Origin of the sequence: Pseudomonas sp. B111, assembly GCF_026428275.1 — a bacterium.
Classification (GTDB): Bacteria; Pseudomonadota; Gammaproteobacteria; order Pseudomonadales; family Pseudomonadaceae; genus Pseudomonas; species Pseudomonas aeruginosa.
The window spans coordinates 4,332,612-4,350,101 of the sequence record NZ_CP097857.1 but is presented as its reverse complement, the minus strand read 5'-3'; the positions used below and the strand labels follow the sequence as shown (position 1 = coordinate 4,350,101).

At 66.5% G+C, this 17,490-nt stretch carries 21 protein-coding genes and 1 tRNA gene; 9 read left to right on the top strand and 13 right to left on the bottom strand.

The features are described 5' to 3' along the window. Nucleotides 1–12 precede the first annotated feature (12 nt). The 5 genes from M6E97_RS20270 (at nucleotide 13) to M6E97_RS20250 (ending at nucleotide 3,599) form a co-directional block, all read left to right on the top strand. The gene (locus M6E97_RS20270; protein WP_003085375.1) at nucleotides 13–492 is read left to right on the top strand and encodes a YbjN domain-containing protein; all 480 of its coding nucleotides are present in this window, start codon (nucleotides 13–15) and stop codon (nucleotides 490–492) included. 4 nt (nucleotides 493–496) lie between these two features. Continuing rightward, entirely contained in the window at nucleotides 497–1,441 is a 945-nt protein-coding gene (locus M6E97_RS20265; RefSeq protein WP_023096067.1) for a peptidylprolyl isomerase, read from the top strand. Continuing rightward, complete coding sequence (locus M6E97_RS20260) at nucleotides 1,441–1,866, top strand: hypothetical protein (RefSeq protein ID WP_003085381.1); 426 nt, start codon at nucleotides 1,441–1,443, stop codon at nucleotides 1,864–1,866. The genes M6E97_RS20265 and M6E97_RS20260 overlap by 1 nt, the downstream gene beginning before the upstream one ends. A gap of 9 nt (nucleotides 1,867–1,875) precedes the next feature. Continuing rightward, nucleotides 1,876–2,862: a LysR family transcriptional regulator gene (locus M6E97_RS20255; RefSeq protein ID WP_021264203.1), complete on the top strand. Its 987-nt coding sequence runs from the start codon at nucleotides 1,876–1,878 to the stop codon at nucleotides 2,860–2,862. A gap of 71 nt (nucleotides 2,863–2,933) precedes the next feature. Further along, nucleotides 2,934–3,599, top strand: a complete 666-nt coding sequence (locus M6E97_RS20250; RefSeq protein ID WP_023094979.1) for a helix-turn-helix transcriptional regulator — start codon at nucleotides 2,934–2,936, stop codon at nucleotides 3,597–3,599. Here the strand turns inward: M6E97_RS20250 and M6E97_RS20245 are convergent. The 8 genes from M6E97_RS20245 to M6E97_RS20210 all read right to left on the bottom strand — a co-directional run bounded on the left by M6E97_RS20245 (nucleotide 3,582) and on the right by M6E97_RS20210 (nucleotide 11,935). Beyond that, entirely contained in the window at nucleotides 3,582–4,487 is a 906-nt protein-coding gene (locus tag M6E97_RS20245; protein ID WP_003085391.1) for a sterol desaturase family protein, read from the bottom strand. The two genes, M6E97_RS20250 and M6E97_RS20245, sit on opposite strands and share 18 nt — an antisense overlap. A 78-nt stretch (nucleotides 4,488–4,565) precedes the next feature. Continuing rightward, nucleotides 4,566–5,882 carry an MFS transporter gene (locus tag M6E97_RS20240; RefSeq protein ID WP_031686510.1) on the bottom strand — a complete coding sequence of 439 codons (1,317 nt, stop codon included), beginning with the start codon at nucleotides 5,880–5,882 and terminating at the stop codon, nucleotides 4,566–4,568. 70 nt (nucleotides 5,883–5,952) lie between these two features. Further along, nucleotides 5,953–7,347, bottom strand: a complete 1,395-nt coding sequence (locus M6E97_RS20235; protein WP_003085396.1) for an amidase — start codon at nucleotides 7,345–7,347, stop codon at nucleotides 5,953–5,955. Nucleotides 7,348–7,473: 126 nt separating this feature from the next. Continuing rightward, nucleotides 7,474–8,094, bottom strand: a complete 621-nt coding sequence (locus tag M6E97_RS20230) for a CatB-related O-acetyltransferase (RefSeq protein ID WP_003085401.1) — start codon at nucleotides 8,092–8,094, stop codon at nucleotides 7,474–7,476. A gap of 33 nt (nucleotides 8,095–8,127) precedes the next feature. Then, entirely contained in the window at nucleotides 8,128–9,030 is a 903-nt protein-coding gene (gene migA / locus M6E97_RS20225) for an alpha-1,6-rhamnosyltransferase (protein ID WP_003085404.1), read from the bottom strand. A gap of 254 nt (nucleotides 9,031–9,284) precedes the next feature. Beyond that, complete coding sequence (catB, locus tag M6E97_RS20220) at nucleotides 9,285–9,923, bottom strand: type B chloramphenicol O-acetyltransferase (protein ID WP_019485091.1); 639 nt, start codon at nucleotides 9,921–9,923, stop codon at nucleotides 9,285–9,287. Between the two features lie 92 nt (nucleotides 9,924–10,015). After that, entirely contained in the window at nucleotides 10,016–10,795 is a 780-nt protein-coding gene (toxR, locus tag M6E97_RS20215; protein ID WP_003120800.1) for a toxA transcriptional regulator ToxR, read from the bottom strand. Nucleotides 10,796–11,080: 285 nt separating this feature from the next. Further along, complete coding sequence (locus M6E97_RS20210) at nucleotides 11,081–11,935, bottom strand: LysR family transcriptional regulator (RefSeq protein ID WP_031636593.1); 855 nt, start codon at nucleotides 11,933–11,935, stop codon at nucleotides 11,081–11,083. 115 nt (nucleotides 11,936–12,050) lie between these two features. On the opposite strand from M6E97_RS20210, the gene M6E97_RS20205 reads away from it, so the two are divergent. Together M6E97_RS20205 and gloA are read left to right on the top strand one after the other, a co-directional pair. Continuing rightward, nucleotides 12,051–12,347, top strand: coding sequence for a putative quinol monooxygenase (locus M6E97_RS20205; RefSeq protein WP_003085421.1), 297 nt, complete (start codon nucleotides 12,051–12,053; stop codon nucleotides 12,345–12,347). A gap of 44 nt (nucleotides 12,348–12,391) precedes the next feature. Continuing rightward, on the top strand, nucleotides 12,392–12,787 hold the full coding sequence (gene gloA / locus M6E97_RS20200) for a lactoylglutathione lyase (RefSeq protein ID WP_019485089.1): 396 nt from the start codon (nucleotides 12,392–12,394) through the stop codon (nucleotides 12,785–12,787). 43 nt (nucleotides 12,788–12,830) lie between these two features. On the opposite strand, the gene M6E97_RS20195 is transcribed toward gloA, so the two are convergent. Next, nucleotides 12,831–13,337 (bottom strand): GNAT family N-acetyltransferase, encoded by a 507-nt coding sequence (locus M6E97_RS20195; RefSeq protein WP_003085428.1) that lies wholly within the window; start codon nucleotides 13,335–13,337, stop codon nucleotides 12,831–12,833. A 59-nt stretch (nucleotides 13,338–13,396) separates the two neighbouring features. Continuing rightward, entirely contained in the window at nucleotides 13,397–13,654 is a 258-nt protein-coding gene (locus M6E97_RS20190) for a YjhX family toxin (protein ID WP_003085431.1), read from the bottom strand. A gap of 339 nt (nucleotides 13,655–13,993) precedes the next feature. Here M6E97_RS20190 and M6E97_RS20185 point away from each other — a divergent pair, with 339 nt between their 5' ends. Together M6E97_RS20185 and M6E97_RS20180 are read left to right on the top strand one after the other, a co-directional pair. Further along, complete coding sequence (locus M6E97_RS20185) at nucleotides 13,994–14,287, top strand: DUF2845 domain-containing protein (protein WP_003085435.1); 294 nt, start codon at nucleotides 13,994–13,996, stop codon at nucleotides 14,285–14,287. Nucleotides 14,288–14,518: 231 nt separating this feature from the next. Beyond that, complete coding sequence (locus M6E97_RS20180) at nucleotides 14,519–14,995, top strand: hypothetical protein (protein WP_003085438.1); 477 nt, start codon at nucleotides 14,519–14,521, stop codon at nucleotides 14,993–14,995. Between the two features lie 136 nt (nucleotides 14,996–15,131). Here the strand turns inward: M6E97_RS20180 and M6E97_RS20175 are convergent. The 3 genes from M6E97_RS20175 to M6E97_RS20165 all read right to left on the bottom strand — a co-directional run bounded on the left by M6E97_RS20175 (nucleotide 15,132) and on the right by M6E97_RS20165 (nucleotide 17,427). Beyond that, nucleotides 15,132–15,205 (bottom strand) — tRNA-Gly (locus tag M6E97_RS20175). Nucleotides 15,206–15,335: 130 nt separating this feature from the next. Next, nucleotides 15,336–16,238, bottom strand: coding sequence for a (R)-3-hydroxydecanoyl-ACP:CoA transacylase (gene phaG, locus M6E97_RS20170; protein WP_003085447.1), 903 nt, complete (start codon nucleotides 16,236–16,238; stop codon nucleotides 15,336–15,338). Nucleotides 16,239–16,689: 451 nt separating this feature from the next. Continuing rightward, a complete protein-coding gene (locus tag M6E97_RS20165) occupies nucleotides 16,690–17,427 on the bottom strand; it encodes a murein L,D-transpeptidase catalytic domain family protein (RefSeq protein ID WP_009315238.1) in 738 nt (245 codons plus the stop codon). Nucleotides 17,428–17,490: the final 63 nt, after the last annotated feature.

Sequence of the window (17,490 nt, the reverse complement as noted above, 5' to 3'; positions counted from 1 at the left end):
AGGAACCCGGACATGAACGACATCACCCTGATCGAACACCTTTCCGTCGACAGCCTGACCGAGGCCTTGCAGGACGCCGGCTACCGGGTCAACCGCAGCGAGCAGAACGGCGTCGTGCAACTGCTCAGCGCCAGCCAGGGAATCGGCTACGCGGTGCGCTTCGGCAATCCGGCGGCGACGCCGGCGAGCTACCTCGACTTCACCTTCAGCTGCGCCCTGCGCGTGCAGGGCGAGTTGCCCGCCGGGCTGACCGAGCGCTGGAATCTCAGCCGGCGCTTCGGCCGCCTGTCGCAGCAGGGCGAGTTCCTGGTGATGGAAATGGACGTGATCGTCGCCGGCGGCGTCAGCCCGGCCAACCTGCGTAGCCATATCGAACTGTGGGATCGCCTGCTGCAGGAGTTCATCGCCTACCTGCGCGACTACAGCCGCCTGGCCGCGGAGCAACAGGGCATGGCGCAGGATGCCGGTCAACCCGTCGATGGCGAGGCCTGAGCCGATGCGGCCGGCATTTCGTTGCGGTGTCCTGGCGTTCGCGCTTGCCGTTCTCGCCGGCTGTGGCCAGCGCGAGGACGGCGGCGCGGGCCAGGCCCAGGCCGCGCTTGCCAAGCCATCTCCCAGCGACGCCGCGGAGCCCGCGGTGGCCCGCCTCGGCGCCTTGCAGGTGGCGCCGGACGAACTGAAGGCGCTGCTGGCCGAGGTGCCGGCGGAAACCCGCGTGCAGTTGAGCGAGAACCGCGACGCGCTGGAGCGCTGGATGCGTGCGCGACTGGCCGAGAAGGCGCTCTACGAGCAGGCCAGCGCCCAGGACTGGCAACAGCGTCCGCAGGTGAAGACGCTGATCGATGCGGCGGCGCGGCAGATCGTCCTGCGTACCTACCTGGAGTCGGTGAGCACGGTGCCCGAGGACTACCCCAGCGATGCCGAACTGCAGGCCGCCTACCAGGCGAACAAGGCGCAACTGGCTGTACCGGCGCTGTACCGGGTCAGCCAGATCTTCATCGCCGCCTCTGCGGCCGGCGGGCTTGCCGAAGCGCGCAAGCGCGCCCAGGAACTCTACCGGCAGGCCGCGGACGGCGACTTCGCCGAACTGGCGCGCAAGCATTCCGACGACCCGCAGACCGCCCGCAACGGCGGCGACATCGGTGGGTTGCTGGCGCAGGCGCAACTGCTGCCGGCGATCCGTCCGGCGCTGGAACGGCTGAAGGTCGGCGCGGTGTCCGAGCCGATCCAGGGCGCCAACGGTTTCCACCTGGTCAAGCTGACCGAGCGTCGCGACGCTCGCCTCGCCACCCTCGACGAGGTCCGTGGTCGCCTGCGCGAAAGCCTGCGCGCGCAACGCCAGGAGCAGATCGCCAAGGCCTACCTGGATGGCCTGGTGAACAACGCTACCCTGAGCATCGACGGCGCGTTGCTCGGCAAGACCCTGGCGGAACTGCACTGATGGACGGCATCCCGGAGGCCAGGCGTGGGCCGCGCGCGAGCCGCTGGCGGCACCTGCGCAGTTGGCTGTTCGGCGAGCCCGAGCGGTTCCGCGACGAACGCCAGCGGCTCTGGGGCGCCTATGCCGCATGGCTCGGCGAGCAGGTCCAGCAGCGCCTGGGCGAAGACGCCGAAACCGCGCCGCGGCTGCTGGCCTTTCTGGAGTCGCGGCGCGCGGCGGGGCAGTTGCCGAATACCGACATCGACCTGCGGGTCTGGCTCGACGAACGCGGCTGGATCGTCCGTCTCGCCTGCCTGTGCAGCGACGCCGAGCCGATCGAGAATGAACTGCGGCGCGCGCTGATGGACCGTTCGTTGCGCTTGCCGCCGCCGGAACACATGCCGCAGCCGATCGAACTGCGGATTCGCCTCATGCCTGGACGCTAGCGAGGAAGCATGGCCCTATCGGAGTCCGCCGGGCAGCGCCCGGCACTGCTCAGGCCCGCGCAGGGACGCGACGATCGTGCCTATTGGCACGAGCTGTTCGGCTCCCTGGAGGTGGTGCATTTCTTCCTGGTCACCGCCCGTTGCGGCTGTTTCATGCAGGCTGCGCGCAGCCTGGACGTCAAGCCGACGCTGCTGCGCAAGACCCTGGCCCGGCTCGAGGAGCGCCTCGGCCTGCATCTGTTCGTGCATGAGGGCAACGCCCTCTCGCTGACCCGCGAGGGCCGCATCGTCCAGGCCGCCGGGCAGCGCCTGGTCGAGGACAGCCAGAGCCACGCCGATCTTCACCGGCAACAGCCGCTGGTGCGCCTGGCGGTGGCCGAAAGCGTCCTGCACGATGTGCTCAGTCGCGAGCTGTGGGGCTACCTGCGCAAGAACGCCAACCTGCGCGTAGCCCTCGCCGAGTTGCGCGAGGGCTGGCCGGAAAGCGCAGGGCCGGCGGAGATCGCCATCTGGATCGCCGATCCGGGGCAGCCGCATCCGGCGATGGAAGGCCACTTCGCCGCACCGGCGCGCATCGCTGAGCTGGAGTACCAGCCGCACATCGGCAAGCGCTATTCGCGCGAGCGCACGCGGCCGGCCAGCGAGGACGAGCTGGACGACTACCTGCTGGCGCAGCTCCACGGCCAGGCCGCCAGCGCCGCCCTGGCACCCTGGAACCGGCGGGTGGCGGCTCGCCAGTCGGGAGTGATCGAGGTACAGAGCCACGACCTGCTGCTACAGGCGATCCTCTGGGGCGCCTGCATCGGCCTGCTGCCGCATTACGCCGGACGCCTGGAGCGCAACCTGGCGGCGTTGCCGCAGGTCTTCGACGAGCCGATGCGGCGGGAAGTCTGGATGAGCGTGCAGCCGGAAGCGGAGAACCGCGTGGAGGTGCGTGCCTTGCTCGATCTGATCGAGCACGCCTTCGACGACCGGCGCGACTGGTTCGGACGCTGACCTTGCGGGCTTGACGGCGGTCGCCATAGCCGACACCGTTTCGCCACGGAACGGTTGACGGAAGGTACGCGATGACGGAGCGGCATTGGCAGGGCGAGGTCTGGCTGGCGCGGGACCACGCGCTGTTCGCCGGGGTCAACGGCGATACCCGCGAGCACGCTCACTATGCCCACCAGTTGCTGCTGGCGGAGACGCCGCTGCGGGTGCGCGTCGCTGGCCAGGTACTGGAGGCCCGGCGCTTGCTGGTGCCCTCGCTGCAAGCCCATCGCGTCGACGCGTCGCAGCCGTTGCTGGCGCTGTACGCCGAGCCGCTGGCGTTCGACAGCGACGACCTGCATCAGCTTCTCGAGGACGCTCCCGGCGAGCCCGAGGCGTTGCTGGGGCGGCTTGCGCGGCTGCCTCGTCGACGGCTCGACCGCCGCGTCGAAAAGGCCCTGGCGGCGCTCGACGAGCAACTCGCGGCGCGGGTCGAGGCGGAAAGACTGGCGCGCAGCGCCAGTCTTTCGCTGAGCCAACTGGAGCGGCTGTTCGCCGTCCAGGTCGGCCTGTCGGTGCGCCGCCTGGTGCTCTGGCGCCGCCTGTACCTGGCCTTCGCCCTGGCCTTGCAGGGGCGCAGCCTGACCGAGGCGGCCCATCACGCCGGCTTCGCCGACGCCGCGCACCTGTCGCGCAGCGTACGCAGCCTGCTCGGTATCCGCGCCGGCCTGTCGCTGCCGCACCTACGCCTGGCCGGCTGAACGCCCCAATCCTTCCGGCGGCTGTGGGACGTGCCTGCTGCGTGGCAGGTCGCGGAATGGCGCGAGCAACTGGCCGGCATAGTCGCGGGGATAGTCAGGCTGGTCGCCGATGCCCATGTCGGTGCTGTCCAGGCGGTAGTCGGGACGATGGAGGGCGGTGCCGAGCAGGCGGTCCCAGACGCTGAAGAACAGCGCGAAGTTGACGTCGCCGGCGCGCCCGTAGCGGATGTGGTGCAGGCGATGCAGCGGTGCCCAGGCGAACACATGGCGTAACCCGCCGATGCGCATGTCGACGTTGCTGTGTTGCAGCAGCAACTGGATGCCGATGGCGAAGGCGAGCAGCGCGGCGACCGTCTGCGGCACGCCGAGCAGCAACAGCGGCAGGGTGCCGCCGAGCGCTTCCAGGCCCAGGTGCAGGGGATGTTTCATCAGACCGTTGAAACCGTACAGGCGCTGCACGCTATGGTGCACCGCGTGCAGCCGCCAAAGCAGCGCCGAACGGTGGCTGGCGTAGTGCACCAGGGTGATGCCGAGATCGGCCAGGACGATCGCCAGCAGCAGTTGCAGCCACAGCGGCCAGGCCTGCGGCCACACCGGCCAGAAGCCCAGGACTCCGGCCAGCAGTGGCAGGGCGAGGATGCCAAGTGCGTTCAGGCTTTCGTTGACCGACGCGTGCAGGACATCGCGCAGGCGGTCGGCGTGCGGCCGGTTCCAGCGTGGCTGGTAGGGCAGTCGTCGTTCGGCGAGAAAGGACAGGCCGAGCGCCCCGAGGAACAGGGCGACCAGCCAGGCGTGGGAAGCCTGGCGATAGCCGACCTGCCAGGTCGCCAGGCCGATGAAGCCGGACCAGAAGAGGGGCGCGTAGGCGTAGCGCAGGAAGAACTGCATGGTGGGACCTCCGGATGAATGAGGTCCCCAGCGTCGCCCGCGACAGGCCGGCGGCGCTTGAACGAACCGCGCAAGTTCTCAGTCGCGCAGCACCAGCGGCGCGCCTCCCATGTCCCCGCGACCCGGCCAGGTCTCGCGGGCCAGCCAGGCCCCAACCAGGCAGACCAGGTTGGCCAGCAGCAGGTAGCCCAGCGGCGACAGCGGATTGCCGGTGACGCCGATCAGCCAGGTCACCACGATCTGCGCGGTGCCGCCGAACGCGGCGACGCCGGTCGCATAGACCAGGGAAAAACCGGTGGAGCGCAGCGCCCGGGGGAAGCTTTCTACCAGCAGCACGATCAGCGCCGCGCCGCTCATGCCATGCAGGGCCGAGAGCAGGGCGAGGACGGCGAGGAAGACTGCCGGCTCGGGGTGACGGGTCATTGCCTGCAGTGCCGGGAACAGCACCGCGAGCAGCGCCAGGCGCGGCAGGATCAGCACGGCGCGGCGCCCGTAGCGGTCGCAGAGCACGCCGCCGAGCAACGCCGAGAGCGCCAGTGCGGCGCCGGCGACCAGCGTCGAGAGCATCGCGATGCCCGCCGGCAGGTGTAGCTCGGTAAGGGCGAAGGTGGTCATGTAGTTGAGGAAGTACTGGGTGATGGTGCTTCCGGAGAGGATCAGCAGGCCGAGCAGCAGGGCCCGCCGATGATTGCCGAACAACTCGCCGAGCAGGCTCCGGGTGCTGGCCTGGCGGCCGCGTCCGGAAAAGGTCTCGGCCAGGTTGAGGCGGATGTACAGGCCGATCGGCAGGACCAGCAGGCCGGCCGCGAAGGGAATCCGCCAGCCCCATTCCTGCAGTTGGCGCTCGTCGAGCCAGAGGGTGAGCAGGTAGCCCATCAGCCCGGCGGCGACCGCCGCGATGCCTTGCGCCACGACCTGCCAGCAGGCGTAGGTGCCGCGCTTGTGCGGCGGTGCCGCCTCGAGGATGTAGGTGGTCGCCGGCCCGGCCTCGCCGCCCCAGGCCAGGCCTTGCAGCAGGCGGGTCAACACCAGCAGCAGCGGCGCGGCCGGGCCGATGCTGTCGTAGCCGGGGAGCACCGCGATGCCGCCGGTGCCCAGCGCCATCAGGAACAGGGTAAGGAGCATCGCCGGCTTGCGCCCGGCGCGGTCGGCGTAGGCGCCGATAAGGATCGCGCCGAGGGGGCGGATGACGAAGCCGACGCCGAACGCGGTGACCGACAGGAGCAGGCTGACGAAGGCGCTGTCGGAGGGGAAGAAAGTCCGTCCGATCATCACCGCGAAGGTGGCATAGACCCCGAAGTCGAAGAATTCCACGGCGTTGCCGAGGACCACGGCAAAGACGCTGCGGCGGCTGGCCGGTTCGGCGGCCGCCGGGGGACGGGTGGGGGAGCGCATGGCGAAGGCCCTCTCGGAGTGACGACTGAAACACTCAGGCCTGGAGCCGAGCGACGAGCGGCTGCCGGCTTCAGTCAGCCGGCGGCCGTGGCCAGCCGTGGATCGGACCGCGCCAGCCTTCGTAGGTCTTGCCGATGCGCAACAGCCAGGTATCGGCGAAGCGCGGCGCGACCAGTTGCAGGCCGATCGGCATGCCGGCGGCCGTGAAGCCGCAGTTTATCGAGAGCGCGGGCTGTTCGCCCATATTCCACGGCACGGTGAAGACGATGTGCTCGAACGGCCGCTGCGGATCGTTCAGCGGCGAGGCCCAGTCGGCGGGGAAGGCCTCGACCTGGTTGGTCGGCGTCAGCAGCAGGTCGATCTCGCCGAACAGCCGGGCGGCGCGCCGGCGCATCTCGAAGGTCTGGTTGAAACCGCGCACCGCATCGACCCCGCTGACCCGTGCGCCGCCCTCGGCCCAGGCGTGGACATAGGGCAGCACCCTGGCCCGCCGCGTCTCGTCGAGGAGCAGCAGTTCGCTCCACAGGCGGGCGCGCCAGAAGTCGTTCAGGCCGTCGAGCAGGCTCCGGTCCATCAGCGGTTCGACGATCCTGAGCTGGGCGCCGTGCTCCTCGAACAGCCGCGCCGCGGCCTCGATCGCGGCGCGGATTTCCGCGTCGGGCTGCAGGCCGCAGCCGGGGTCGAGTTGCAGGCCGACCCTCAGGCCGCGCACCGACAGCGGCTCGGCGCTCCAGTCCAGCACTTCCGGCGGCAGGCTGGTGGCGTCGCGGGCGTCGGGCTGCGCGAGGTAGCGCATCAGCAGCAGGCAGTCGTCCATGCAGCGGGTCATCGGACCGGCGCAGCGACCGGTGTAGTAAGGGTCGATGGGGATCCGCCCGAGGCTTGGCTTGAAGCCCACCAGGCCGCACCAGCCCGCCGGCAGACGCACCGAGCCGCCGATGTCGGTGCCCAGGTGCAGCGGTCCGTAGCCGGCGGCGGCCGCCGCTGCCGCGCCCGAACTGGAGCCGCCGGTATTGTTGGCCAGGTTCCAGGGATTGCGGGTGACTCCGTGGAAGCTGGAGAGGCCGGATGAGAGCATGCCGAAGTCCGGAACCGTAGTCTTGGCCAGGACGATCGCGCCGGCTTCGCGCAGCCGAGCGGCCGGCGGCGCGTCGCAGGTCGCGGGTTGCAGGGCGGTGGCGGCGCTGCCCAATGGGATAGGTTCGCCAGCGGTCGCGATCAGCTCCTTGATGGTTACCGGCAGCCCGTCCAGCGGGCCTTTGGGCTGTCCCTTGCGCCAACGCTCGGTGGCCGCCGCGGCCTGTTCGCGAATCCGTTGCGGGTCGAAGCGATACAGCGCGTTGAGATGCGGTTCCCAGCGCTGGATGTGGGCCAGCAGATGCTCGTAGTACTCGCTGGGCGAGAGTTCCCGGCGGGCGAACAGTGCCAGCAGGCGGGTTCCCGGAAGGTCGTGCAGCGCGGTCATTCAAGCTCCCTCGAAGAACGGCCGCGGGCGTCAAGCGGCCGGCCTACCCGTTGTCGGGCGGCGATTCGAAACCAAGGTGTATCGGGGAGGTATAGCCCATGACCGGCGATCGTTCCCGCCGGGGAATCAGCCCTTGCGTTGCTCGATGTAGCGCAGGAAGGCTGTCATGTCGGTACTGCACAGGGTCCGGGCGACCTGCTTCACCTCGTCCACCGGCCAGTCCCACCAGGACGAAGCCAGCAGGGCTTCGCGGATGTCTTCCTCGAAGCGCCAGCGGATCTGCCGGGCCGGGTTGCCGCCGACGATGGCGAATGGCGGCACGTCGCGGGTCACCACCGCGCCGGCGGCGACTACCGCACCATGCCCGATGGTGACCCCGGAGAGGATCAGCGCGTTCGTGCAGATCCAACAGTCGCTACCGATGACCACGTCGCCGCGGGTCGTGGTGCTGTCAGGGATGTCGGCGACCTCATCGATCATCTTCGGGAAGGGGTAGGTGGTGAGCCAGTCGGTATGGTGCTCGCCGCCGAGGAGGATCTTCACGCCGGCAGCGATCGAGGTGTAGGCGCCGATCCTTAGGGTGGCCTTGTCGCCGAACTCGGTGACCTCCGGGATCCCGTAGGTGCCCACGCCGACCTCGTAATGTGGGTAGGCAAGACGGATCTTCTCCGGGGCCTTGAAGATCTTTTCCCAGCCACGGAAGTACTTCCGCTCTTTGCGTTTTTTCAGTTTTTCCAGGAATTTCATCGAATTACCTTGCCACCTTGGAGTCCGCGGGGCTCAGGTGGTCTCGTGATGGAGAAGGAAGCGCTTCAACCGGCGGAAGGTGGTGCGGTTCCACTGCCGCAGCGGCAGCGAGCGGAGCAGTTGCCAGGCATGCCGCTTGTCCGCGACCACGGCGTATTTCAGGGCCTTGTTGACCAGTTCCGTGCGGCCGCGCTCGTAGGCGGGATGCGACTGGTAGGGCTCGATGGTGCGCAGGTCGGCATCGAGCAGCACCTTGTAGCGCCGCGACAGGTTGTCGGGGTGGCGCCGGTAGCGAGTGACCAGCACCGGCAGCTTGTGGATCTGGTAGCCCTGGCTGGCGATGCGCAGGGTCATCTGGAAGTCCTGCACCTTGATCTCGGGATCGTAGAAGCCGGCTGCGCGCAGGGCCTCCATGCGGTACAGGGACACCGGGGCGCCGCAAACGTAGGCGTTGCCGAGCAGGTAGTCGAAGTCCAGCTGGCGGATGCGATTGCCGTTCTGCCGCTTGGTTTCCTGGCCTTCGCTGTCGATGTAGATCACCAGGGCGCCGACGCAGCCGACTTCCGAGTGCTGGTCGAGGTACGCGGCGCGCACGCTCAACGAGTGTGGCAGCATGATGTCGTCCAGGTCCGGCGTGGCTACGTAGTCGCCGCGGGCGTGTCGCAGGCCGAAGTTCAGCGCTGCGCTGACGCCCTGGTTCTGCTGGCGGTAGAGCTGGAAACCGTGGACTTTCTGCAACTGCTCCAGCATGGCGTAGCTGTTGTCGGTGGAACCGTCGTCGACGATGATCACTTCGAAATTCGGGTAGTCCTGCTCGTAGATGCTGCGCAGGGCTTCTTCCAGGTACTTTTCCGCGTTGAAGCAGGGCGCTACGACGGATACCAGCGGGGCGTCCGTCGTGCCTGAGTGCTTGCTGGAAGTGGCTTCTTCAATCATGTGTCGTTCTTGTCACTCGTCTTGCCCGGTAGCCGTTCCAGGAGGCCGCCGGTCATGAAGTCCTGCGATCGTTCCGGCAATCGTTGCTCGGCACGGGCTGGCGGAAACACAGCGTTTCGTTCCGCCGGTACGGTCGCTGGAGTGGCTCTGGCACGCATGCCTGGATGGCCAGGCATCGCGACAGTACACCGTTGGAAGCATAGAGGGTAGGCCATCGGGCCCGAGAAAAATCCTCGACCTCCTTCGTCCAACCGTCAGGCCGAGGCCTGGCGCTGTTTCCAGTGCTGGTACAAGGCGGGGATATCCCCAGTACACAGCAGTGGCATGGCTGCCTCGATATCGGCCAGTGGCCAGTCCCACCAGGCCATTTCCAGCAGGTTCTGGATATCGCCATCGGAAAAGCGCTTACGAATGGTCCGGGCCGGGTTACCGCCGACGATGGCATAGGGCTCGACATCGCCGGTCACCAGCGCGCGGCTGCCGATGATGGCTCCGTGGCCGACCCGTACGCCGGGCATGAACATCGCCTCGGTACCGATCCAGACTTCATGGCCGATCAGCGTGTCGCCCGCTGGCTGATAGCCGTTCACGGCGCCGGCGAAGGCAGGCTCTTCGTGCATGAAGTGGAAGGGGAAGGTCGATGCCCATTCGGCGCGGTGTCCCTGGTTGCCGGCCATGATGAAGGCGGCGCCACTGCCGATCGAACAGAAACTGCCGATGACCAGCTTGTCCACGTCGTCGCGGTCCGGCATCAGGTAGCGGGCGCAGTCGTCGAAGGAATGCCCGTGATAGTAGCCGGAGTAGTAGCTGTAGCGCCCCACCCGAATGTTTGGGTTGCTGACCTGTTCCGAGAGCAGCTTGCCCCTGAAGGGGCTCTCGAAATAGTTGCCCATGACCGTCGTCCCTGTCCGTCGAAACCGCCAAGGGTAGCGCCTGGCGGGATAGCGGGCCAGCCTGGCGTGACGGCTGGCAGCCGCATCGGCGTTCAGCAGGCCGGACTGCTGAACGGCCAGGCCTGGAAAGGCTCCGAATAGTGCCTGCCGTGACGGAAGGCGAAGGGGAGTGCGTTGGCTTGTTGGTGCAGTTCCTCATTGTCGACGTTGAGGCAAAGCATCTGGATGTCCTGTGCCACCAGCAGCCGGTTCAGGTACTCGATGCTCTTGCGCTGGCGCAGGTTACGCGTCAGCGGGCCGGGGGCAAGCAGGCGCGCGTCCAGGCCCAGGTAATCGCAGAGGCCGGCGTCGACCTCGGCGAAGCACTGGCGAGCGTCGGTATCGATGCGTTGCGGGTGCAGCGCGATGCGCACGCCGCTGTCGCGTAGCCGGGCGAGGGACGCCAGGTACTCCGCCGAGGCGGGTTCCTGCTCGTCGATGGCCAGCAGCAGGCAGAGTTCGACCTGGTGCTGCTGCAATTGCCTGGCCGAGGCCAGGATCCGCTCGCAGACCCCGGCGTTGCCCAGGCTGCTGGCATGCAGGGGAATGAAGTTCTTGCCGAGCAGTTCGAGGTCGGTGTTGTGCCGGTGCACGCACAGGAGGCGCGCCAGCAGGTGCTTGACCGCCGCCTCAGCAAGCAGCGGCGGTGCGCCGGAAAGGAAGGCCGACAGGTCGACGCGCTGGCGCCGTTCGCGCAGGGAGAGCTTGCTGCCGACCAACGCGCCGTTCCTCGCATAGATGCCATGGGCGAAGAGCTCGAATCCGTCGTTCGCATCACGGTTGCCGAGGCAGAGCCATTTCAATGGCGGGGGCGTTCTGTCTGTCGCAGTCATAAGTGATGGCTCTATGGGCAAATCTCGCCAAGGCGCTCGGGCATGGAGCCCGCACGCAGGGTTGAGGGGTATCTAGCGGAGACGACCCTTCCTCCCACGAATCAAGGTCTTTCGTCGGAAAACCCAGGGGGCAGGTAGGAGATCGGCTCGGCAATCGGCCGCCGAGGGTACTTCCGGTGTCGCCGCCAGGCCTGGTTGGTGGCGGCTTTTTCTCTGGTCTGTGCAGTGGTTCCGCTGTTACCGATTTTTCCGAGTGCGTTTGTGTTGCGGCATCGTTCGTTGGCGTCAGTCGGCGCCGATGCTGTCGATGAAGCCCTGGATCAGCGGCGAGGCTTGCTGTTTGCGCCAGACGAAATGGATATCGCTGGAGTCCAGGCCGGCTACCGGTTCGGCATGGAAACCCCGTCGCGTGGAGGGCATGCGTGCAACGCAGCTCTCCGGCACGCAGGCGAAGCCGAGACCGGCCTCGATGCAGGCGAAGAGGCTCGGGTAGGACTCGATTTCCAGGGTCGCACGCGGCTGGATACCGCTCTCCGCCAGCCAGCGGTCGACCTGGCGGCGGTAGTGGCAAGTGTGGCCGAACACATAGAGTTCGAGGCCGGCGAGGTCCTCGGGAGTGGGCGCCGGCAGGTCGGCGGGAGTGACCCGCAACAGGCGCTCGCGGAAGGCCAGGCGGCTGGCCAGCAACGGGTGTTCGATGGGGCCGTCGGTGACGATCAGGTCCAGCTCTCCTTCCATCAGCAGACGCTCGAGCAGCAGCGAATGCTCCGGGCGGATGTGCAGTTCAACGCCCGGCGACTCGCGGCGGTAGCGGGCCAGGCGCTGGGGCAGGTGATTGGCCAGGGCCACGTCCAGCGCGCCGACCCGTAGCGCGCCGTGCGCCTGGTCGCCGGCGAACAGCGCGGCGGTCTCGTCGGCCAGCGCCAGCAGGCGCCGGGCGTGGCGGTACAACAGGCGGCCCTCGGGGGTGACCAGCAGGCGGTTCCTTTCGCGATTGAACAGGGCTACGCCGAGTTGTCCTTCGAGTTCGCGCAAGCGGGTAGTGATGTTCGACGGCACGCAATGCAACTGTTCGGCCGCGGCTGCGATGGTGCCGCGTTCGACCACCGCGCAGAAGAATCCGAGTTGGGAGAGTTTCACATCATTCTCTTTAAGTGAGTGCTTTGCTGATTATTGATTACTTTTAATGAGTGGAAGGCCACCCTAGCATGGACCTCGCGATCGCTTCCAACCCCATTTCACGAGGAAAGATTCCATGACCTACCACGTACTGGTTCAGTTCGACGTTCCCTCCGACAAGCGCGAAGCGTTCGCCGCGGCAGGCCTGTTCGATGCCAATGGCTCGTTGCAGAACGAGCCGGGCACCCTGCGCTTCGAGGTGATCCGCGACGAGAACAACCGCAACCGCTTCTACCTCGACGAGGTGTACGAAGACGAGGCGGCGTTCCTCCAGCATTGCCGCAACGAAACCATCGCGCGCTTCTATGAACTGATCGACAGCTATGCCTTCGGTCCGCTTTTCCTGTTCAAGGGCTACCGCGTCGAGGGTTGATTCCCGCTCCGGCGGCTCGCCGCCGGACTCCACGGAGAATTTCCATGCGAATCCTGCACAGCATGCTCCGCGTGGCCGATCTTGAGGCCGCGCTGGAGTTCTACACCCGCGCCCTGGACATGCGTCTGCTACGGCGCCGGGACTATCCCGAAGGCCGCTTCACCCTGGCCTTCGTCGGCTACCAGGACGAGCGCGCGGCCGCTGCCCTGGAGTTGACCCACAACTGGGACCGGGACGGCTACAGCCAGGGCGACGGCTACGGCCACCTGGCCATCGAGGTCGAGGATGCCGCCGTCACCTGCGCCCGGGCCAGGGCGCTGGGCTATCGGGTCACCCGCGAGGCCGGGCCGATGCAGCACGGACGCAGCGTGATCGCCTTCCTCGAAGACCCGGACGGCTACAAGGTGGAACTGATCCAGAAGGGCACCCAGTTCGATTGAGCCCGCGACCAGCGGGCGACATAGCGGCTGCTGTCGTTCCGGCTCAGCCGCTGGCGTCGAATGCGGCGTGGAAGGCCACTATTCCTCGCGCCATGCGCCCGCTGAAGGACTGTGCCTGGAAGTATTCGGCGGGAACGCCGAGCAACGCCAGGCCGCTTTCCACCCGAAAGCCGAAGCGCGAGTAGTAGGTCGGTTCGCCCAGTACCACGCAGCCGCCCGCGGGCAGCATGCGCAGCTCGGCGAGCAGGCGCCGGACCAACTGCGAACCGAGGCCCTGGTGCTGCCGCTCGGGCGCCACCGATAGCGGCGCGAGGCCGTACCAGTCGCCCGCTTCGCCATCGATGGTCACTGGCGAGGCTGCGATATGGCCGATCACCTGGCCGTTCGCTTCGGCCACCAGCGAAAACGTCAGCGCGCCGGCACGGCGCAGGGCGTCGATGATGTACTGCTCGGTATGGCTGCTGTGCGTTTCGTTGCGGAACGCGGCTTCGGTCAGGCGAGCGATGGCGTCGATGTCGCCGGGCGTTTCCGCACGGATGGAAATATTCATGCAAGCACTCCTCGGAACCCCCGCCTTGTCCCGGCGAGGGCAATGGAAAAGAAAGGGGGTCAGCGATTGTCCGCCTGCGGGCGCACGGCTTTCAGCCCGGCCATGGATATCCGGTAGGGCCTGCCCTGGCGGGAGTGGACCAGGCCCTTGTTCTTCAGCCTGGAGAACACCGCCAGGGTGCAGTCGAGCAGCAGGTGGCCGTCGCGGTTGTAGCACTCGACGCGGGTGATCTTGCCCGAAGCGTCGCGAAGGAAGGCGATATGGCCGCCCTGGGCCAAGGCGTGAAGCGTCCGTTGTTCCGGCTTGGAAACGTTCATGTCGGTAGAACCTGTAATCATCGGTGTGACAACGCGGCCGCACTGCGCGAAAAGGCGCGTGCGAGCCATGGCGAAGGCAGATAACCGGCGACACCTCGTGCGGGATGACGAAGTGGCGGTTATCGGATGACTACTATCTCCAACATGCAAGCCTCGGATCGGGGAGGGCGCAGCCACGAAAGCGTGCTGCGATGCGGCAGTCTAACGAAGCTGGCGAAGCGACGGCAAGGAACTGCCTGCGTCGCCATGCCGCTGTGCGACGCTTGCGCCTTTGTGAGGGAGTTCGCCTCGCCCCGCGGCGGTCCGCGCTTTCATTATCGGGGGAAGCGGGAGGTATCCATGTTTCGCACGGCGCTGACGCTGTTCATGTCTTCGTTGGCAATTCCTGCCCTCGCCTCGATGAGATGCGGCACGCATCTGGTGGACGAGGGCGACAGCGTCGAGCAAGTCCTGGAAAGGTGCGGGCAACCGCTGAGCAGGATCGTCAACGAGCCTGCCCTGCGCAACAACGGCGTGCCCAAGTTGAATGCCGCACGCACCGAATTCTGGGTGTATGGCCCCAGTGGAGGCGTCTACCGACACTTGCGCTTCATCGATGGCAAGCTGGTCGAGATTCGGCTCGAGCGGAAGTGATACGAGGCTGTTGAGGAGTTATTCCTACAGATAATTACTAATTCGCTGCGGAACACCGTGAAAGAGCGCTGAGCGAGAAGACGAGCCGGGTGCGGGCCCAGGTGGATGCGTCTTCCGTCGTGTAGGAATTGCCCGATATCGGGCGGCGGGGCGGAAGGTTGCGGGCCACCCCGATCGCATACCTGAAAAGTTGGCGGCGTAATCTACGCGATTTTCAGGCGAGGGCGCGTCATGTTGAAGTTATTGGTCGTGGTTGCTTCCCTGTTCATCGGCGGAGGCATGGCCATGGAAGAACCCCGGGGGGCGGATGGGTTTTCCGCTGTCGCAGCGGTCGATCCGGGAGCGAACCCCGAAGCGCAACTGGACGAGGAGCCTCAGGAGGTCAGCGAAGCGCCGGCCTATCGCGTGGATGACCTCACCTTCCTGTACCTCACCCATGAGGTCTATCTGGAACCCTACGTTTCCTGCCGTCCGAAAGTCCTGGGCGAACGTTCGTACGTCGCATGCTGGAACGAAACCTATTCCGGCCGCTCACCGCTGAACTTCTGGGAATACGACGGGGGTGACTTCCTCGCCCTCAACGACCCGGCACGTGTGTTGGCCGAGGGAAAGTTCGCCAGCGAGCAGCACATCGGCGAAGCGCCCCTGCCGCTGCCTCTGGATATCGATCTGGACCAGTTGGAGCGGGCCTACTCGCTGATGATGTAAGGAAGAGGAACCTTCCGGCTGCGCCTCCGCCGAAATCCATGGGGCGCTTCCGATCTTTCCCGGGCTTTACGCGGTAAAGCCTGAAAACAGAAAGCCCCTGGCACTGGTTGGTGTCAGGGGCCTTTGCATTGGGATCTGGAGCGGGCGAAGGGAATCGAACCCTCGTCATGAGCTTGGGAAGCTCAGGTAATGCCATTATACGACGCCCGCTCGGACGGCTTTTGCGGCCAGGGCGCCTTTTTACCAGATGCGCGGCGGCAGGTGAAGCCCGGGGCGGGGTTTTTGTTGATTTCGCTGGGTTTTTCCGCCAGGGGAGCGGGGCTCCCCGTGGCGGTGGCGGTTAGCTGGCGAGGGCGGCGAGGGGGACGCTGGCGCCGTTGGGCTGGGGGCGGTAGATCGGGTTGAGCGGCTGCGTGCGCTGCGGGCGGAGGAAGGCCAGCAGGGCGTCCTGGGTCTGTTGCCAGGCGGCCTTGTGCTCGACGTCGATGAAGTGGCCGGCATTGCGGATGGTGTGAAATTCCGCGCCGCGGATCAGTTGGCCGAACTGGCGGGCTTCGTGGGGCGTGGTGTAGATGTCCAGCTCGCCGTTCATGAACAGCACCGGGATCTCGATACCGGCGAAGCTCTCGGTATAGCTATCGGCGTTCAGGCGCAGCACTTCGCGGATATGGAAGTGCATCTGGTGGTATTCGTGCTCGTCCAGGCTGCTGACGTGGCGGAAGTTGTAGCGCTTGAACAACTGCGGCAGGTAGCGGCCGATGGTTTCGTTGACCAGGTTGCCGACCTGGGTGCGATCGCAGGCGGCGAGGTAGTCGAGGCCGCGATGCAGGTAGTCGAGCATGGCCGGGTTGAGCTGAGGCGAGAATGAGTTGACCACCGCCCTGCGGATCCGTCCGGGACGCTGCGCCAGGGCCAGTAGGGTGGCGACGCCGCCCCACGAGAACGACATCACCACGTCGGCGCGGAAGCGTTCGATCAGTTCCAGCAGGATCCTGGCCTCGCATTCCTTGCTGATCGGCGTGCGGTTTTCGTTATGGGGTTTGGACTGGCCGGCATACGGCTGGTCGTAGAGCACCACGTTGTAATGCGGCTGCAGGTACTTCACGGTCTGGGCGAAGGACGCTGTGGTCGACAGCGAGCCGTTGACCAGGATGATGGTCTGCTGCGCCGAGGGGTTGCCGTAGAACTCGGTGTGAATCCTGTATTGCCCGTGGATCTCGATGATGGCTGTTTCCGGCCTCATGTCGCTTCCTCCTGGAATCGTTCGATGGGAACGCGGCGACCTGCTTGTCGCGGCGAATACAAAATGCTCATGGGCAGATGAAAGCGCCTCCCAATGACAGTTGAATGTCATTCGGATGGATTTAATAAACTTTTAATTTTCAACGACTTACAGGCAAATAGAGTTCGTCAGAAACCCTTTCGGGTCTTGGCGATGCGGCTATTGGCCGGGCAGGAAAGGCCGGCGCCGAAGCGCGGGCAGTCACGCGGGCTTTCTTGGAAGTCGTTTGTGACCGATCGGTCACAACGTGAGCGTCAGTTAAGCAGCCGGCGTGCCGGGCTGCAAGCCCTGTTTCGCTTGTGGATGGGGGAAGAAGGGAAGGAATCCGACGAAATGCCGCCGGGCAAGCGCCGATGCCGCGATTTCGGGGGGCCGGGAAGGAGAGGGGCGGCGCGGCCGCCGCCCCGGTGGTTCACTTGAGCAGGCTGGCGATGACTTCCGACGTGCGTGCCGCACGTGCCACGGCGCAGCTCTGCGGAGCGAGGAAGCGCGAGGTTTCCAGCCACTTCGGCTGTGGGTAGTAGGCGAACACGTAGCTGCCGCGCTTGAGGGTGTTGATCAGCCGGGCGGCCACGGCCGGGCGTACCGCAGGGCAGCCCTGGCTGCGGCCCAGGCGGCCGAGCCCGGGAACCACCCTGGGATCGGCGTAGGCGGCGGAGTGCATGACGATGGCGCGTTCTTCGCTCTTGTCGTTGAAACCCGGCTCCAGGCCAACCAGGCGCAGCGACTGGCCGTGCTTGCCGGTATAGAGCTGGCCGGTCTGGAACAGCCCGATCGACGACTGGTAGCTGTTCGGCCGGTTGGAGAAGGAGGTGGCAAGGTCATCGCCGCTGTTCTTGCCGTGGGTCACCCACTCTTCGAAGAGCAGCTTGCGGGCCTTCAGGTCGAATACCCAGAGGCGCTTGTCGCGCGACGGCCGCGAGTAGTCGATCACCGTCAGCAGGCCGTTGTCGTCACCCTGGCTCGCACTCGCGCAGGCATAGGCGGTGAGGGCCAGTTCGAGGGTCGGCAGGCTGGCCTGGGGAGCGAGTTTCTGAAGGTCCTTGGCGGAGGGAAGTGGCATGGCGAACACCGGCCCGCTGGCCAGTGCGCAAAGGGTGGCGCCCGCCAGGCTCAGCCTGCGCAGGGCGGCACGGAGGAAGGTTGGCATACGAGCAGTATTCCCATCGGTTCAGTGTGGTTTTTACCGGATGAGAGGCATTGTGCTCGATTT

What these genes read in the sequence shown, in the direction of transcription:
- M6E97_RS20270 (WP_003085375.1), top strand. Translation starts at nt 13, where the DNA reads ATGAACGACATCACCCTGATCGAACACCTTTCCGTCGACAGCCTGACC.
- M6E97_RS20265 (WP_023096067.1), top strand. Translation starts at nt 497, where the DNA reads ATGCGGCCGGCATTTCGTTGCGGTGTCCTGGCGTTCGCGCTTGCCGTT.
- M6E97_RS20260 (WP_003085381.1), top strand. Translation starts at nt 1,441, where the DNA reads ATGGACGGCATCCCGGAGGCCAGGCGTGGGCCGCGCGCGAGCCGCTGG.
- M6E97_RS20255 (WP_021264203.1), top strand. Translation starts at nt 1,876, where the DNA reads ATGGCCCTATCGGAGTCCGCCGGGCAGCGCCCGGCACTGCTCAGGCCC.
- M6E97_RS20250 (WP_023094979.1), top strand. Translation starts at nt 2,934, where the DNA reads ATGACGGAGCGGCATTGGCAGGGCGAGGTCTGGCTGGCGCGGGACCAC.
- M6E97_RS20245 (WP_003085391.1), bottom strand. Translation starts at nt 4,487, where the DNA reads ATGCAGTTCTTCCTGCGCTACGCCTACGCGCCCCTCTTCTGGTCCGGC.
- M6E97_RS20240 (WP_031686510.1), bottom strand. Translation starts at nt 5,882, where the DNA reads ATGCGCTCCCCCACCCGTCCCCCGGCGGCCGCCGAACCGGCCAGCCGC.
- M6E97_RS20235 (WP_003085396.1), bottom strand. Translation starts at nt 7,347, where the DNA reads ATGACCGCGCTGCACGACCTTCCGGGAACCCGCCTGCTGGCACTGTTC.
- M6E97_RS20230 (WP_003085401.1), bottom strand. Translation starts at nt 8,094, where the DNA reads ATGAAATTCCTGGAAAAACTGAAAAAACGCAAAGAGCGGAAGTACTTC.
- migA (WP_003085404.1), bottom strand. Translation starts at nt 9,030, where the DNA reads ATGATTGAAGAAGCCACTTCCAGCAAGCACTCAGGCACGACGGACGCC.
- catB (WP_019485091.1), bottom strand. Translation starts at nt 9,923, where the DNA reads ATGGGCAACTATTTCGAGAGCCCCTTCAGGGGCAAGCTGCTCTCGGAA.
- toxR (WP_003120800.1), bottom strand. Translation starts at nt 10,795, where the DNA reads ATGACTGCGACAGACAGAACGCCCCCGCCATTGAAATGGCTCTGCCTC.
- M6E97_RS20205 (WP_003085421.1), top strand. Translation starts at nt 12,051, where the DNA reads ATGACCTACCACGTACTGGTTCAGTTCGACGTTCCCTCCGACAAGCGC.
- gloA (WP_019485089.1), top strand. Translation starts at nt 12,392, where the DNA reads ATGCGAATCCTGCACAGCATGCTCCGCGTGGCCGATCTTGAGGCCGCG.
- M6E97_RS20195 (WP_003085428.1), bottom strand. Translation starts at nt 13,337, where the DNA reads ATGAATATTTCCATCCGTGCGGAAACGCCCGGCGACATCGACGCCATC.
- M6E97_RS20190 (WP_003085431.1), bottom strand. Translation starts at nt 13,654, where the DNA reads ATGAACGTTTCCAAGCCGGAACAACGGACGCTTCACGCCTTGGCCCAG.
- M6E97_RS20185 (WP_003085435.1), top strand. Translation starts at nt 13,994, where the DNA reads ATGTTTCGCACGGCGCTGACGCTGTTCATGTCTTCGTTGGCAATTCCT.
- M6E97_RS20180 (WP_003085438.1), top strand. Translation starts at nt 14,519, where the DNA reads ATGTTGAAGTTATTGGTCGTGGTTGCTTCCCTGTTCATCGGCGGAGGC.
- phaG (WP_003085447.1), bottom strand. Translation starts at nt 16,238, where the DNA reads ATGAGGCCGGAAACAGCCATCATCGAGATCCACGGGCAATACAGGATT.
- M6E97_RS20165 (WP_009315238.1), bottom strand. Translation starts at nt 17,427, where the DNA reads ATGCCAACCTTCCTCCGTGCCGCCCTGCGCAGGCTGAGCCTGGCGGGC.